The sequence below is a fragment of the Gordonia sp. UCD-TK1 genome, from assembly GCF_001691435.1.
In the GTDB taxonomy this organism is placed as follows: domain Bacteria; phylum Actinomycetota; class Actinomycetes; order Mycobacteriales; family Mycobacteriaceae; genus Gordonia; species Gordonia hongkongensis.
The window spans coordinates 1-933 of the sequence record NZ_LZMP01000078.1; the positions used below are offsets into that span (position 1 = coordinate 1).

General features: G+C 60.7%; 1 protein-coding gene and 2 pseudogenes. All 3 read right to left on the reverse strand.

What is annotated here, in order from left to right; all coding sequences use genetic code 11:
- A pseudogene (locus A9310_RS23340) lies at positions 1–297 on the reverse strand (transposase); the annotation flags it as partial.
- 43 nt (positions 298–340) lie between these two features.
- A pseudogene (locus A9310_RS25420) lies at positions 341–640 on the reverse strand (integrase core domain-containing protein); the annotation flags it as partial.
- A 4-nt stretch (positions 641–644) separates the two neighbouring features.
- Positions 645–933 (reverse strand): IS30 family transposase (locus A9310_RS25425; protein WP_139104734.1); only part of this gene is annotated, 289 nt, incomplete at its 5' end.

Here is a 933-nt window from a genome sequence, read left to right on the forward strand (position 1 = left end):
CGGGGTGAAGTGGACAACGAATCGTGGGTGCGAGGTCAGCCATCGTTTGACCGCGGGCGTCTTGTGGGTAGAGGCGTTGTCCATGACCAGGTGGACGTCGAGCTCGTCGGGCACCTCGGCGTCGATCTTGCGGAGAAACCCGATGAATTCTGTTGCCCGATGCCGTGAGTGAAGCGAACCGATCACTTTTCCCGACGCGATGTCCAACGCCGCGTACAGACTGGAGGTGCCGTTGCGCACATAGTCGTGGCTGGCCCGTTGCGGGGTGCCCGGGAGCATGGGAAAGATCGGCTGGGTGAATCACCCTAGGGTTTTGTGCCGCCTCCAGTGTGGGCTGGTCCTCGGGGCCGAGGCCAGCGTAGTGGAGCGTTTCGAACTCGGTCGGGGGAATCTGGCCGATACTCGAGTGCAGCCTGCTGTTGTTGTACCAGTCGACCCAACCAGCGGTCGCGAACTCGACGTCGGAGATCGTCCGGTACGGGCCGGAGTGGAAGATCGTGGTCCGGATGCACTCGGTCTTGTACAGCCCGTTCACCGACTCGGCCAGAGCGTTGTCGTAGGCGTCTCCGACCGACCCGATCGACGCGGCGATGTCTTCGAGCCGCAGCCGCTCAGTCAGTGTAACCGATGTGTACTGGGCGCGTTCAATCGGTCGATGCAACACTGGGTTGTTGTAGCGAGTGTAGTTGTTCGCCAAAGACTTCGGCGGGAGTTTTCCATCCAAGGACTTTTCTAGGACGGTTGTTGAGGGTGTAGGCGATGGCCTCGAGGTCCTCAGCTGACCACCGCGACAGATCAGTTCCCTTAGGAAAATATTGGCGCAGAACACCATTGGTGTTCTCGTTGGATGGTCGCTGCCACGGTGAGTGCGGATCGGCGAAGAACACCTGCGTTCCGGTGTCCATCGCGAACTGGGCGTGAGCGGACAGTTCC